This is a genomic window from Billgrantia gudaonensis, from assembly GCF_900100195.1.
In the GTDB taxonomy this organism is placed as follows: domain Bacteria; phylum Pseudomonadota; class Gammaproteobacteria; order Pseudomonadales; family Halomonadaceae; genus Halomonas; species Halomonas gudaonensis.
Map to the genome: position 1 here is coordinate 47,012 of NZ_FNES01000003.1, position 13,070 is coordinate 60,081.

Sequence of the window (13,070 nt, forward strand, 5' to 3'; positions counted from 1 at the left end):
AGATTTCATTTGCCATGGAAACCAAGGTTCGCCACGGAACAACACAGAAAAACACGGAACAAAAAATACTTTAATTATCTGTTTTCCGTGCCTTTTCGTGGATTCCGTGGCGAACCATGAGCTCCGTGGCGAGTGTGAATTCAGGCCTTGACGATGTGGGGGGCGGCTTCGCGGTAGGTGCCGCGGCTGTCGACGATCAGCTTGGCGTGCTGCTTGATCAGTTCGAAGTCGAAGCGGTCGTGGTCGGTGGCCAGTACCACGGCGTCGAAGCCGGCCAGGCTTTCGGCACTCAGCTCGACGCTGCTCAGCGCGAAATGGTGCTCGCGCATCTTGGGAAACACCGGCACGTGGGGGTCGCTGTAGCTCACCTCGGCGCCCTTGCTTTCGATGAGCTCCATGATTTCCACGGAGGGCGATTCGCGCATGTCGTCGACGTTCTTCTTGTAGGCGATGCCCAGCACCAGCACGCGGCTGCCCTTGAGCGCCTTGCCGTGGTCGTTGAGGCCGTCCATCAGCTTGCCGACCACGTATTCCGGCATGGCCCGATTCACCTCGCCGGAAAGTTCGATGAAACGGGTGTGCAGGCCGTACTCGCGCGCCTTCCAGGTGAGATAGAAGGGGTCGATGGGAATGCAGTGGCCGCCCAGGCCCGGGCCCGGGTAGTAGGGCGTGAAGCCGAAGGGCTTGGTGGCGGCGGCGTCGACGACCTCGAAGATGTCGATACCCATGCGGTCTGCCACCACTTTCATCTCGTTGACCAGGCCGATGTTCACCGCACGGTGGATGTTTTCCAGCAGCTTGGTCATCTCGGCGGCCTTGGTGGAACTGACCGGCACCACGCGGTCGATGGCCGGGGCATAGAGCGCCTCGCCCACTTGCCGGCAGGCCGGCGTATGGCCGCCAACGACCTTGGGGATGGTGCGGGTTTCGAAATCCGGATTGCCGGGGTCTTCGCGCTCGGGGGAATAGACCAGAAAGACGTTCTCGCCCACGACGAGGCCATTTTCCTGCACCCGCGGCAGTAGCTCTTCTTCGGTGGTGCCGGGATAGGTGGTGCTTTCCAGCGAGACCACCTGCCCTTCGCGCAGATGCGGTTTCAGCGCATCGACGGTGTTCACCACGAAACTCATGTCCGGCTCGCGGTATTTGTTGAGCGGCGTGGGTACGCAGAGAATGATCGCATCGGCCTCGGCCACGCGACGGAAGTCCGTGGTGGCTTCGAAGCCGGAACCGGTCGCCCGGGCGACCTTCGCCGAGGGAATGTGCTCGATGTAGCTCTGGCCGGCGTTGAGGCGGTCGACCTTGTCCTGGTCGATGTCGATGCCGAGCACGCGAAAACCGATGTCGTTGTAGCGCAGCATCAGCGGCAGGCCGACGTAACCGAGGCCGACGATGCCGATCACGGCTTCCTTGGCGTTGAGTTTGTGCAGGAGGTTAGCGTGGGGTGATGTCATCGATCATCCAGTCGAACGGTGGTGTTGATAGAGCACCAGATTGACGAACAGCGCCTCGGAAACCACATAGGTTTCGCCCTCGTGGCGCAGGCGGTGCTGGAATTCGGGGCGCGCTTTGCGAAACAGCGGCGGGCGGCGCTTGCCCGGTTCGATGTGCTGGCCCAGGCCTTCGAACAGCGCCGCTTCGTTCACCAGCAGGAAGCCGGCGTTTTCGTTGTAGTCGATGGCGCGAATCTCGCTCATCTCGACCGTTTCGCCGCGGGCGCGGCGATGCGCCACCAGCCGCTGGCGCACCTCGCCGGTGGTCAGAGGCAGCGGGCAGAAGAAGAAAGCTTCCGGCTTGCCGCAGCGGCGCAGCTCGCGGGTGATGCCGAGAAAGCGCGCCTCGCCCAGCAGGTCTTCCAGGGCTTCGTCGCCGGTTGGCTGTCCTTCCTCGGTGAACAGGAAGGGCAGCTCTTCGCGGGTTTCGTTGATCAGCCAGGCCAGCGGGCCGTAGGTGCCGGTTCGCCCCAGGCGGCAGGTGTGCAGGTTCGAGGCGCCGGAAACGCTGGCCGAGAGCTGCCCCTTGAAGACGTTGGTGTTCTGGCTGCGCCGCGGAATGATGAAATCGCCGTCGCGGGTGCGGTACAGGCAGTTGAGCCCCAGGTGGTTCTCGGGCTGGCTGGTTTCCAGCGTGGCGAGCGCGGGGCCGGGTTCGAGCATGTCGCGGTAGGTCAGCCCGCCGGGCAGTTCCACCTCCGGCAGCATGTTGGTGACCAGGTAGCTGTAGTAGGTGGCCTTCTCGAAGACCAGCGTGGCGCCTTCGGGGCCTCGTTCCAGCCCGGTGACGGCCATCAGCAGGCCGTTGTAGTCGTACTTTTCCAGGGCGTTGAAGCGCTTGAGGGTGATCTCCAGGGCCTGATCGGCCACGACCCAGGGCAGCTCGTACCAGTTGTCTTCCAGGCGAAACGCCAGATCCTGGATGGTGGCATCCGCCGGCGGCCGGTACTCGAGCAGCGACTGGCTGACGATGAGATCGCGCCGTCCGGCCAGGCGGCGCGTGTCGCCCGCTTCCAGGCCGATCTGCGCCCCGTAGCCGCCCTTCCCTTCGCGCTTCATGGCCAGGAAGCGGCTGTGCTCCTTGTAATAGCGCTCGACGTAGAACTGCGTATCCAGCGAGTAGCGGACGTTCTCCATCCGCGATGAGGAGAAGTACAACAGGAACAGCGCCGCCTGAATGAGCGCGAACTGGATGCCGTCCATGATCAGCGAGAGATCGATGCCGGCCAGCAGCGCCCGGAGCAGGGCGAAGCCGCCCACGACCAGATGCGCCACCAGGGCCGCCCCCAATACGTGCCGCCAGCGCGGGCGCGAGAAGAGAATGCTGAGGTATTGGGTAACGGTCATGTTGCGTGGGTAACTCGAATGACGTGCCCTTTCGCTTTGGCCCAGGCTTCGATTTCGGCGGCCAGGGCGGCTTGCGCTGCCGGTTCGCCGTGCACCAGCCGCACATGATGCGGCGGTTGGCGCATGCGCTGGATGAAGTGCAGCAGGTCGCGCTGGTCGGCGTGGGCCGAGTAGCCGCTGACGGTGTCGATGCGGGCGCGGATGTCGATGCGCTCGCCATCGAGTTCCACCCAGCCGCCCTGCGGGCCGTAGCGCTGAATGTCGCGGCCGGGGGTGCCGGCGCCCTGGTAGCCGATGAACACCACGGCGTGGCGTTCGTCCGGCAGCATGCGTTTCAGGTAGTTGACCACGCGCCCGCCGGTGGCCATGCCGCTGGCGGCGATCACCACCGCGGGGCGATGGGTGCGCGCCAGGTAGTCGACGGTGCGTTCGTGCTCTTCGTGGCTCTCTACGGTGTAGAGGTTGTCGAAGCTGAGCGGGTGGCGCCCGCTGCGCAACCGGCGGTGGGCTTCGGCGTCCCACCAGGGTTTCAGCTCGCGATACACCTGGGTGAAGCGCGCGGCGAGCGGCGAGTCGACGACGATTTCCAGCTCGCGCCAGCGGGCGTCGCGGGCGCCGTGAATCAGCCCTTCCAGCTCGTAGAGCAGCTCCTGCGTGCGACCGATGCTGAAGGCCGGCACGATGACGGTGCCGCCGTTTTCCAGGGCGCGGTCGATGGCGGCCTTCAGCCGTTCCCGGCGGTGGCGGCGGTCTTCGTGGCGGCGGTCGCCGTAGGTGCTTTCCAGCACCAGGGTGTCGGCGCGGTACGGCGAGCGCGGCGCCGGCAGCAGCGGCGCGTAGGGGGCGCCGAGATCGCCGGAGAACACGGTGCGTTGCGCCCGGCCGCTGGCCTTGTCGAGGCTGTCCACTTCCACGTAGGCGGAGCCGAGAATGTGGCCGGCACGCTGCAGCTTGACCCGCAGGCGGTGGCGCTCGTCGTCGAGCACGGTGTGCCAGCGCTTGTAGGGCAGCGCGACCAGGCGGTGTTCCACTTCGTCGAGGAAACGCTCGATCAGGGTGCGGTCGCGGGTGAAGCCGATCTTCAGCGCATCTTCGATCACCAGCGGCAGCAGCCGGGCCGAGGGCACCGAGCAGAGGATCGGCCCCTTGTATCCCGCGGCCAGCAGGTAGGGCAGCCGGCCGATGTGGTCGATGTGCACGTGGGTAACCGCCAGCGCCAGCACGTCGTCCACCGGGAAAGTAACGCGGTGCTGCTCCAGGCTATCGAGGCGGTCGGCATCCTGGCCCTGAAAAAGCCCGCAGTCGACCAGCAGGGCGCGGTCCGCGGCGATCTGCAGCCGGTGGCAACTGCCGGTAACGCCCTCTGCACCGCCGTGGTGAAGCAATTGCGGGTAGTCGTCCATGACTGCCAACCTCGATGTCCATCGGTCAGCGCCCGGGGCACTGGTCGACACTACTCACCCATCGCCGACATGACTGCGGCAAGCTTCTGATCGAAAGTCAGTGGGGTAAGTATCGAGCAGATACTTAGTTCCACTCGTCACGAAGCTGCTCCTGTATTTTCACTTCATCGGCAGCAAAGGTAACTGAGTGCTCTAGCCCACCTTGCAGAGACAGCAGGGAGTCACTTTCCTCGTTGCCTTCTACAACATGATGCTTCTCCCTCAGAAACTCGACAAAATCGAGGACTTCCCTCTGCAATGGTTCGGGAAGCCGCCCCACCTGTTGGGCAATCCGTTCTGTAGTGAGCATGTCTGGTGCTCCGATGTCGATCACGTCATTGAGCCATTTTAGCGCAGCGCGAGCGTGATTCCAGGGCTGGGCGCCTCAAGCTGGCGCGGCCAAGCTCCTACAGCGCTACCTCAACGCCCAACGCTGTAGTAGGTAAAGCCCTTGCGAGCCATGCGTTTCGGCTCGTAGAGGTTGCGGCCGTCGAAAATGACCGGGGCGCTGAGCTGCTGCCGGATGAGCTCGAAATCCGGCGCCTTGAAGGATTGCCAGTCGGTGACGATGGCCAGGGCGTCGGCGCCCTTGAGGGCCGCTTCCTTGGTGCCGCACAGGGTGAGCTCGTCGCGCGCGCCGTAGATTCGCTGCGCCTCTTCCATCGCTTCGGGATCGAAGGCCTGCACGCGGGCGCCGGCTTCCCACAGGGCTTCCATCAGCACGCGGCTGGGCGCTTCGCGCATGTCGTCGGTGTTGGGCTTGAAGGCCAGGCCCCACAGGGCGACGGTCTTGCCTGCCAGCTCGCCGCCGAAGTGGCGGTGGATCTTGGCGAACAGCGTGGTCTTCTGCTCGTGGTTGCGCGCTTCCACGGCCTTGAGCACGCGGGCGTCGAAGTCGATCTGCTCGGCGGTGCGGATCAGCGCTTGCACGTCCTTGGGAAAGCAGGAGCCGCCGTAGCCCACGCCGGGGTAGATGAAGTGGTAGCCGATGCGCGGGTCGCTGCCGATGCCGTGGCGCACCATTTCGATGTCGGCGCCCAGCCGCTCGGCGAGGTTGGCGATCTCGTTCATGAAGCTGATCTTGGTGGCCAGCATGCAGTTGGCGGCGTACTTGGTCAGCTCGGCGCTCTTCACGTCCATGACGAGGATCTTTTCATGGTTGCGGTTGAAGGGCGCGTAGAGTTCGCGCATCAGCTCTTCGGTGGCTTCGCTCTCGGTGCCGATGATGATGCGGTCGGGCTTCTGACAGTCGGCAACGGCGCTGCCTTCCTTGAGGAATTCGGGGTTGGAGACCACGTCGAAGGTGAGCGCTTGCCGGCCGCGCTCGGCGAGCACGTCGCTCATGCGGGCGCGCACCTTGTCGGCGGTGCCCACCGGCACGGTGGATTTGTCGATGACGATGCGGTGCTCGGTCATGTGCCGGGCGACGGTTTCGGCCACGGCCAGCACGTATTGCAGATCGGCGCTGCCGTCTTCGTCCGGCGGGGTTCCCACAGCGATGAACTGCACGGTGCCGTGGGCCACGCCCGCGGCGGCATCGGTGGTGAAGCGCAGCCTACCGGCGGCGGCGTTTTCCTTCACCAGCGTTTCCAGCCCCGGCTCGAAAATGGGGACGATGCCCTGCTCGAGCTTGGCGACCTTGTCGGCGTCCACGTCCACGCACACCACGTGGTGGCCCACGTCGGCCAGCACCGCGCCCTGTACCAGGCCCACGTAGCCGGTGCCGAATACCGTGACGTTCATTGTGTCTCCTACTTATCGATACGAATCAGTGCCGGCATGGCCGTCTGTCAAAGTGGCATGGACTCGCTTGGTCCAGAGCAGTCGAAACTATCGCGGCGTTTCAGTGAAGCAGAAATTCTTGTGGGGTCACGGCGTTGACGGGCGACCCAGCAAAATCCTTCACGTTTCGCGTCACGATGCAGGTACAGCCAGCGCGCTCGGCGACAGCGGCCACCACCGCATCTTCGAAATCGGACCAACCGAGGGAGCGGGCTCTTTCCAGTTCGTTTCGCCCTACCGCACAGACCGTGAGATGGTGAAGCAGCCAGGAAAGCGCACGATCGGCAGCAATACGGTCGGCATAGCGTGCGACCAGGTAATGCACGGTAGTAACGGCATGTGCACTGATCGCACCTTGCTCATCACCGTGGATGACTTGCTCAAGAACAGCGGCCGACACACGGTAGTGCGGTTCCCGCTTCTGTAGAACATCCAACAGGACGTTCAAGTCGAGCATGATCACGAGCGATGTTTCTCGACCAGGTGTTCCCGGTATGCCTGCTCGGCATCCAGGTCGGCCGGCAGCAGGCCAGTGATCGCGTCCAGCTCCGCACTTGGGGTATGACGCTCCAGCGCTCTGAGACGGCGCAAGTGGCGGTCGATGACTTCGGTCATGCTAATGCCGTGCGCCTTGGCATAGGCCTTGGCGAATTCCACGTCCTTCCTGGGAAGGCGGATGGTGATTTTAGTGGTTTCCTGTTCCATACGGTGATCCTCGTGCGTATGGCTTGCTTCTTCGAATTGTACGGCAAAAATCGAAAACGAGGAAACGGCCAGCTAGCCCTCACTGCCCGGCATCGCTACCCGGGCTGTTGCTCTCTTCACGCAGGCTCTGGCGTACCAGGCTGGCGAAGTGCAGGAAGAAAACGCCCATCACCGCCAGCATGCCGCCCAGCACCACGCCCAGGGCGAGGATGAGCTTGCGGTTGGTGCCCTGCTGCTGGAGGCTCTGAACCGCAACCTGGACGACCTCGCCCGGTTCCAGCTCTTCCAACTCGGCTTCGACCTCGAACATGCGCTGCAGCGCCCCGGAGACGATTTCCGCAGCGCCCATGGAGCGTGTTTCAGTGCCCTGCTCGAAGGTCTTTTCGAGGCTGCTGAGCTGACGCTCCAGGGCATTGCGGCGGCGTTCCAGCGCTTCGTCCTGATCCGCCTTGAGCCGCTCGAGCAGTGCCTGGTGATGCGCCTGAACGCGCTCGGCCTGGGCCTCGGGAGCCGTACTGGAAAACCTGACGATATGGGTATTGTCGGGGTTGGCAATGCGCGTGGAGAACGGCAGCGAGGTCAGGCCTTCCGCTTCGATCAGCTCGCGAGTGACCGGGCCGAGATAGAGGTTCTCGGTGCGCGCCACCAGCGAGGCCGGCGTTTCCAGCGCTGAACCGCCGCCGGCTTCGGCCACGCTGTAGATCGAGGTGTAGGTGTAGGCCGGTGTCTGCATCAGTGCATAGGCCAGGGCACCGAAGACGACGACGAGGAAAATGACGACCATCGCCTTCCAGCGGCGTATCAGCAGCTTGGCAAGATCGACCAGGGAAATTTCGTCGTCGGCATAGTGCTGCGGGCCCATCCCTTGCGGGCCGGGGGAAGAGGGAGTTTGGCTCATGGGGGTTCGCTTGGTCAGGTCTCGAATCGCTTTCGGGCCGTGGGGCGCGAAAAGCAAGAAGCGTGCGGGCACGCTACCGCCCGGGGATTGCAGCCGGGCGCTTTCCCTTGCCCTGTCATCGATACGTTGTTGTCGCGCCGTTCGGCGCTGTCGTTGTGTACTGTCAGCCTAGCCGAAACCCTGCGAACGGCCCGGCCAGGAGAGACGCATTCTACTGGATGCGCGCCAACGGCTCTACGACCTGCCGGCGGTACTTTGTTATTCATCGGTAATAAGCCAACTTAGTTTGTTGGCAGATGGCGACAGCCCTGCCGGCCGCTCACCGATGCCCGCTGCAACGGCAGGCATAAAAGCGAACGACCCGCCAGCGGCGGCTGGCGGGTCGTTTTCGGCAGGCTGCTCGTCGGTCGCGAGCGGGCCGGTTCAGCCGCGATACACCGGGAAGCGGGCGCACACGGCCTCGACCTTGCCCTTCACCTCGGCCTCGATGGCGGCGGTGTCGGCGCCCTTGGCCATGGCGTCGAGAATGTCGCAGATCCAGCCGGTGAGGTCGCGACACTCGGCCTCGCCGAAGCCGCGGGTGGTCACCGCCGGGGTGCCGATGCGCAGGCCGGAGGTGACGAAGGGGCTCTGCGGGTCGCCGGGCACGGCGTTCTTGTTGACCGTGATGTGGGCGCGGCCGAGGGCGGCGTCGGCGTCCTTGCCGGTGAGGCCTTGCTTGATCAGCGAGAGCAGGAAGAGGTGGTCTTCGGTGCCGCCGGAAACCACGTCGTAGCCGCGCTCGATGAACACGCCGGCCATGGCCTGGGCATTCTTCACCACCTGCTGCTGGTAGCTCTTGAACTCGGGGGCCATGGCTTCCTTGAAGCACACCGCCTTGGCGGCGATGACGTGCTCCAGCGGGCCGCCCTGGCTGCCGGGAAAGACGGCGGACTGCAGCTTCTTCTCGACCTGCTCGTCGCCTTCGCTGGACAGAATCAGACCGCCGCGCGGGCCGCGCAGAGTCTTGTGGGTGGTGGTGGTGACCACGTGGGCGTGGGGCAGCGGCGTAGGGTAGACCCCGGCGGCGACCAGGCCGGCGATGTGCGCCATGTCGACCAGCAGGTAGGCGCCCACTTCGTCGGCGATCTGGCGGAACTTGGCCCAGTCGATGATCTGCGAGTAGGCCGAGAAGCCGGCGATGATCATCTTGGGCTTGTGCTCGTGGGCGAGCTTGGCGACTTCGTCGTAGTCGATGCGCCCGGCGGCGTCGATGCCGTACTGCACGGCATGGTAGTGCTTGCCCGAGAAGTTGGGCTTGGCGCCGTGAGTGAGGTGGCCGCCGGCGTCGAGGCTCATGCCCAGCACGGTGTCGCCCGGCTTGATCAACGCCTGGAAGACGGCGGCGTTGGCCTGGGAGCCGGAGTGCGGCTGGACGTTGGCGTAGCTGGCGCCGAACAGCTGCTTGGCGTAGTCGATGGCCAGTTGCTCGACCACGTCGACGTACTCGCAGCCGCCGTAGTAGCGCTTGCCGGGATAACCTTCCGCGTACTTGTTGGTGAGCTGGCTGCCCTGGGCCTCCAGCACGCGCGGGCTGGCGTAGTTCTCGGAAGCGATCAGCTCGATGTGCGCTTCCTGGCGGGCGACTTCTTTCTGCATCGCTTCGAACAGGGCGTCATCGAAACCGGCAATCGTCATGTCACGGCTGAACATCGGCGGGAAACCTCGCATCACGGGGAGAATCGAAGCCCTAGATGATACCGCAGCGGCGACCGCCTTTCCTATGAAAGGCGGTCATGGAGTGGTAGAGGATTTCTCAAGCGAGGTTTAGAGGGTGCCTCACCGCTTGAAGTTGAGCATCCGCTCCAGGGGCTTGAGCGCGCGGGTGCGCAGTTCGGCGTCGACGTGGATCTCGCCGGTGCCTTCGCGCAGGGCGCCGGCCAGGTTGTCCAGGGCGTTCATGGCCATCCACGGGCAGTGGGCGCAGCTCTTGCAGGTGGCGCCGTTGCCGGCGGTGGGCGCTTCGAACAGGGTCTTCTCGGGTACCGCCTGCTGCATCTTGAAGAAGATGCCGCGGTCGGTGGCCACGATCAGCTTGTCGTGGGGCAGCTCCTTGGCGGCCTTGATCAGCTGCGAGGTGGAGCCGGCCACGTCGGCGAGCTCCACCACCGAGGCCGGCGATTCGGGATGCACCAGCACGGCGGCTTCCGGGTAGAGGGCCTTGAGATCCTCGACGCCCTTGGCCTTGAACTCCTCGTGGACGATGCAGGCGCCGTCCCACAGCAGCATGTCGGCGCCGGTCCGCTTCTGGATGTAGCCGCCCAGGTGCTTGTCGGGGGCCCACAGGATCTTCTCGCCGCGCGCTTCGAGATGCTCGATGACGTCCACGGCGATGGAGGAAGTGACCACCCAGTCGGCGCGCGCCTTCACGGCGGCGGAGGTGTTGGCGTAGACCACCACGGTGCGCTCGGGGTGGGCGTCGCAGAAGGCGCTGAACTCGTCGGCCGGGCAGCCCACGTCCAGCGAGCAGGTGGCCTCCAGGGTGGGCATCAGCACGCGCTTCTCGGGCGAGAGAATCTTGGCCGTTTCGCCCATGAAGCGCACGCCGGCCACCACCAGGGTCTCGGCCTCGTGGCGGGCGCCGAAGCGCGCCATTTCCAGGGAATCGGCCACGCAGCCACCGGTTTCCTCGGCCAGCTGCTGGATGGCGTCGTCGGTGTAGTAGTGGGCCACCAGGACGGCATTGTTGGCTTCGAGCAGGCGCTTGATCTCGTCGATGCGCGCCTCGTCCTCGGCGGGAATGCGTGTGGGGCAGTAGGTGCGTGCGAGCTGCTCGCGCAGGTCGGCACGGGAGGTCATGATCGTCATCGTGTCTACCACTGTGACCGGCAGGGAATCCCCCTGCGTGTACCGGGAACATCGCGTTCGCGCGCTCCGCGCGGGCGATGCGCCTGAGGCCGGCCGCTGCGTCTGTCGCGTTGGCCGGCCCGCGCCCTTCTCGACCGGCACCATTCCATCCGGCCCAAGGGCATCGTCTCAATGATGGCGGCGTTCGCCGGGGCTTTCAAGCCAATTGCGCATGCATCAAGTAAAACGCCCTTGCCTCGGAGAGGCAAGGGCGTGAATCTGGTGGGTCGTGTATCTACCGGATACGACTAACAAAATTACTGATCTACAAGGGATTTCTTTTTCTGCCTTCAAGGACATGCCCCCATACATGCCCCCGATGATACCAGCCTACCCTCCCCATCCAGGGTACCCCCCTCCCATTTTTCCCGCTCGAACACGGAAAGATTCGGCGGCGGTCTTCGCTGGGCCCCGCTGAAGTCTCGACCCACCCCCTCGCATGGCTGAGCGATGCCGCCGCGTTGGCTCGGCTCTGGATAGGAGATACATATAATCCCTACCGTTTAATTAACGTGTATCTATAATCTCATGCCCAACACCACGGGCAGCCGGGTAAATCCGCGCATGTCGGCTGCGGATTCTGCGGATTCTGCGGAAAGCCGCATGGTTGAGCGGTTGAGCGGTTGCGGATGAGTTGCGGATAGGTTGCGGATAATGCCCACGCAGCGCCGCCCCTCGCGCGCGTGCGCAGGTAGCATGCAGCATGTCAACGGCAGGCAAGGCGTGGCACGAGCAGCCGGCCCTCGCGCGCGTGCGCAGGTGGCCAGGGCAGTTGGAGGAAGCAGGTTGCAGCGGCGGCAATCAGACGCCAGCCAGGTCGAGCAGGCGTTGGCGCTCGCGCTCGTAGTAGCTTTGTCCGAGCTGGTGGGCGAGGCGGTTGGCCTCAGACTTGCTCAGGTGAGGGAGGGCACGCAGGCGCTTACGCTCGCGCTCCTCGAACAGGCGTGCTGCGTTGTACGCCTGGCGGTTGAGTACGGAGCGATCCTTGCGACTCAGGCGCCGGCCAGATTCAGAGGGGACAGGGAGATCAGGAGGGCGAAGGATTGGCGGCCAGGTGCTGCCCTGTTCTTCATCGGTGGCACTGCTGGGCGCGCTGTCCAGTAGATCCCGAGCCCACGGTGGAGCCTGGTCATCATCGCTGTTCATGGCGGGGTTCCGTTGAAGTCTGGAGGAGAAGCCAGCCGCGACGCCCCCTGAAGGTTGGAGTTGGCGTCCGCTGGCTGTCGGGGTTTTCTGCGTCCAGGCACTCGCCGACTAATCCCGGGAGCGGAGGGGGAAACTCACTGGGGGCCCCTATCCGCTCAAGCTCCCCCTAGTGTCTCTGCTGCTGCCGAAGGTGCTTGCGCTTGTTGCCTTGGATACGGATCTTCTCTCGACGCTTGGCGCCTTGGTCGATACGGTCCAGGGTCTTTCTCAGAGCCTTGCGCATCATGCCCCTGAGGAAGTGAGGTCGATCTTGTAGACGGCAAAGGTGTCGGTCACCTCGAGGCCGGCGCGCAGCTCACCGAGGATCAGCAGCAGGTTGCGCGTCATGTAGTCCGCGTGGCTGTTGCTGAGCATGATGGTCGGCTGTTCACGATCCAGCACCGAGACAAAGCTGGTGTCGATCGTGTAGGCCACGTCCTGCGGCACCGAGGCGCTCGGGATGACCACCTGATTCCACAGCGCCTCGGGGACCGGCATGGTCGGCGAACCGAACAGATAATCGTCGTCGGACTTCTTGCTGATTTGCAGCGCGAACCAGTCGATGCTGTTCATCAGCACCAGGTTGGGCATATAGCCGGCATCGGCCTGGCGCACCAGGGACTCGCCGATGATGTCGGCCATATGCATTTGGGCGGTGAGCGTCGGCACGAAAGCCGCGCTCTCGCTTGCCAGTCCCGCAATCTTGCCGCCTGAGGAAGAGGCGCTGCCGCCGTTGATAATCATGTCTTCCAGCTTGGTCAGCAGCTTGTAGCGAATCACCTGGTCGATGGCGCGTTGCAGGGCTGCATGGTCGGACAGCACCTGGCGGCTCACTGTGGTATGGCCGGCCACCGTGGCGATCTCGCAGCGCTTCAGCTCGCCGTTGAAGGTGATTTCGGCCTTGGTGTCGCCTTCCTGCTCCTGCTCGGCAGCGTCACCATCGGCGTTGAGCTGCACGAACTCCACCGCGTCGGAACTGGTGGGCCGTGAGGGCAGCACATCCAGCAGACGCAACCGGCGGCGGCCACCCTGCGGCACGATGGCACCCCGCTCGGGGTTGCTCGGCATGGGGGTGGTCGGATCGTCGTGGGTCAGCGCCGATTGGATGGAGGCGGTTGCCTTCAGTCGGCAGGTGCCCTGGTTCCACTGCTCCAGGCTCTGGAAAGCGCTGTTGTTCTGGGCATCGTTGAGCACGATAGAGCCCAGCGAGGCGGAGGCGCCCATGCCTTGGGGAGTGAACCCGCCGCCACCGCTTACGGCGAGCTGCTCCAAGGCGAAGATGCGTTCCTTTGCCTCTGAAACAGTCTCCTTTACCTCACCAGTGAAACGCTT

The 13,070-nt window shown here is 64.4% G+C and carries 12 protein-coding genes; all 12 read right to left on the reverse strand.

What is annotated here, in order from left to right; all coding sequences use genetic code 11:
• Positions 1-140: 140 nt before the first annotated feature.
• Positions 141-1,454 (reverse strand): UDP-N-acetyl-D-glucosamine 6-dehydrogenase, encoded by a 1,314-nt coding sequence (gene wbpA / locus BLP96_RS04190; protein ID WP_089683458.1) that lies wholly within the window; start codon positions 1,452-1,454, stop codon positions 141-143.
• A gap of 3 nt (positions 1,455-1,457) precedes the next feature.
• Positions 1,458-2,840 (reverse strand): hypothetical protein, encoded by a 1,383-nt coding sequence (locus tag BLP96_RS04195; protein ID WP_089683460.1) that lies wholly within the window; start codon positions 2,838-2,840, stop codon positions 1,458-1,460.
• Positions 2,837-4,243, reverse strand: coding sequence for an MBL fold metallo-hydrolase RNA specificity domain-containing protein (locus BLP96_RS04200; protein ID WP_089683463.1), 1,407 nt, complete (start codon positions 4,241-4,243; stop codon positions 2,837-2,839). The genes BLP96_RS04195 and BLP96_RS04200 overlap by 4 nt, the downstream gene beginning before the upstream one ends.
• Before the next feature lie 124 nt (positions 4,244-4,367).
• Entirely contained in the window at positions 4,368-4,592 is a 225-nt protein-coding gene (locus BLP96_RS04205) for a DUF2281 domain-containing protein (protein ID WP_089683465.1), read from the reverse strand.
• Positions 4,593-4,702: 110 nt separating this feature from the next.
• Entirely contained in the window at positions 4,703-6,025 is a 1,323-nt protein-coding gene (locus tag BLP96_RS04210) for a UDP-glucose dehydrogenase family protein (protein WP_089683467.1), read from the reverse strand.
• A 100-nt stretch (positions 6,026-6,125) separates the two neighbouring features.
• Complete coding sequence (locus BLP96_RS04215; protein WP_245682171.1) at positions 6,126-6,521, reverse strand: type II toxin-antitoxin system VapC family toxin; 396 nt, start codon at positions 6,519-6,521, stop codon at positions 6,126-6,128.
• Positions 6,522-6,523: 2 nt separating this feature from the next.
• Positions 6,524-6,769: a DUF6364 family protein gene (locus tag BLP96_RS04220; RefSeq protein ID WP_089683471.1), complete on the reverse strand. Its 246-nt coding sequence runs from the start codon at positions 6,767-6,769 to the stop codon at positions 6,524-6,526.
• Between the two features lie 79 nt (positions 6,770-6,848).
• Positions 6,849-7,667 carry a Wzz/FepE/Etk N-terminal domain-containing protein gene (locus BLP96_RS04225; RefSeq protein WP_245682157.1) on the reverse strand — a complete coding sequence of 273 codons (819 nt, stop codon included), beginning with the start codon at positions 7,665-7,667 and terminating at the stop codon, positions 6,849-6,851.
• 423 nt (positions 7,668-8,090) lie between these two features.
• Positions 8,091-9,359 carry a serine hydroxymethyltransferase gene (gene glyA / locus BLP96_RS04230; protein WP_089683475.1) on the reverse strand — a complete coding sequence of 423 codons (1,269 nt, stop codon included), beginning with the start codon at positions 9,357-9,359 and terminating at the stop codon, positions 8,091-8,093.
• Between the two features lie 126 nt (positions 9,360-9,485).
• The gene (gene nadA / locus BLP96_RS04235; RefSeq protein ID WP_089683477.1) at positions 9,486-10,514 is read right to left on the reverse strand and encodes a quinolinate synthase NadA; all 1,029 of its coding nucleotides are present in this window, start codon (positions 10,512-10,514) and stop codon (positions 9,486-9,488) included.
• 840 nt (positions 10,515-11,354) lie between these two features.
• Positions 11,355-11,699, reverse strand: a complete 345-nt coding sequence (locus tag BLP96_RS19805; protein WP_143005070.1) for a hypothetical protein — start codon at positions 11,697-11,699, stop codon at positions 11,355-11,357.
• Positions 11,700-11,981: 282 nt separating this feature from the next.
• A complete protein-coding gene (locus tag BLP96_RS04245; protein ID WP_176761454.1) occupies positions 11,982-13,010 on the reverse strand; it encodes a phage major capsid protein in 1,029 nt (342 codons plus the stop codon).
• Between the last annotated feature and the right edge of the window lie 60 nt (positions 13,011-13,070).